The sequence below is a fragment of the Halorubrum cibi genome (assembly GCF_900182635.1).
GTDB classification, from domain to species: domain Archaea; phylum Halobacteriota; class Halobacteria; order Halobacteriales; family Haloferacaceae; genus Halorubrum; species Halorubrum cibi.
The window spans coordinates 1-1,324 of the sequence record NZ_FXTD01000030.1; the positions used below are offsets into that span (position 1 = coordinate 1).

Genomic DNA, 1,324 nt, shown 5'->3' on the forward strand with positions numbered 1-1,324 from the left:
AACTGCTGGAGCACCAGGAACATCCCGACCGGGACGCTCCCCGCCGAGATGATCAGCCGCTCGGTCGCCGTGAACGCTCCCGACGTGAGCAGCCACACCCCGCCGCCGAGCGTCAGCGCCGCGAGCACGATCTCGTTGTCGAAGACACGCTCGAGGAGCCCGCCCGCTCGCGACGCCACGCCGATCGCCGCGTCCGCGGCCGCGTCGCTCCGCGTGCCCTCGTCGAAGAGCCCCGTCCGCCGCGAGATCACGGCGAGACCGAAGATCCCCGCGAGGCCGAAGATGAACACGTTCGTTCCCGGCAGCAGCCCACGGAGGCCGCTGAAGCCGTTGAACGGCGACGAACTCGTCACCATCGGCCCGCCGCCCCCGCCGCCGACGAACCCGGAACTCCCGCCGCCGCCGGAGCCGCCCGCAGTACCGTCGTCTTCACGGAACTGGATGACGCGGGTTCCCTCGGTGTCCTCGGTCGAGAGCGTGAGCGAGTCCGACGCCATCCCCTGGTCGAGGACGATCTCGTCGGTCTCGTCCCACAGGACGTACGGTTGTCCGTCCGTGGCGTTCAGGTGCGTCACGTCGTAGTCGTCTCCCGTCCGCTGACCCGGACTGACGCGGTAGACCGGCTCGGTCTCGGAGAGCCGGCCGTCCGGGACGTCCACGTCGATCGCGCCGGTGCCGACGTCGAACGCGAGCGGGAGCGTCCGGATCGTCGTCTCGCCGTTGTCCGGCGCGTTCGGGATACGCATCTCGTTCACCCCGCGTCCCGTGAATTGGGTCGCTTCCGAACTGTCCCACGACGTGTTCGCGAGGTAGTGGAGCTGCCCGCCCTGTGCCGTCTCCCCGACTCGGAGGTAGACATCGTCGGCCGGGTTCGAGAGCCGGATCCGCGAGTTCAGGTCCTCGCCCTGGTCGGTCGGCTCGAGGACGGTCATCTCCGCGCCGTCGACCTGAACCTTCGAGCCGTTCGCGGTGACCGTGGTAGTCCATCCGCCCTCGACGTCGCCGAGGTCGACGACGACCGAGCCGTTCCGCAGCTCGTAGTCGGGCGTCGGTCGCGGGCTCGGCGTCGTCCCGCTTTCGTCAGTGTACCCGACGGAGACATCTCGGACCGCGATCACGCTGTCGGACGCCCACGGAATAGTGAGCGTCGCGTTCGACGTGTTCTCCGTCCACGACTTCGACACCGAGTACCGCTCGGAGAACGCTTCCGCCGAGTACGAGACGGTGCGGCTCTCGCGGATGTCGTGTGAGAGGCTCACGTCGACTTTCGGGATCGGCGACCCCGCGATCAGCGAACTGTCGTTGAGCGCGATGTCGACCGTGT

At 68.7% G+C, this 1,324-nt stretch carries 2 protein-coding genes; one reads left to right on the plus strand and one right to left on the minus strand.

The window, feature by feature from the left end; all coding sequences use genetic code 11:
- The coding region (locus FN829_RS16040; RefSeq protein ID WP_221929859.1) for a hypothetical protein at positions 1-1,118 on the minus strand (1,118 nt) is incomplete at its 3' end.
- A gap of 22 nt (positions 1,119-1,140) precedes the next feature.
- Between FN829_RS16040 and FN829_RS16105 the strand changes: the two genes are divergently transcribed.
- Positions 1,141-1,324 (plus strand): hypothetical protein (locus FN829_RS16105; protein WP_221929860.1); only part of this gene is annotated, 184 nt, incomplete at its 3' end.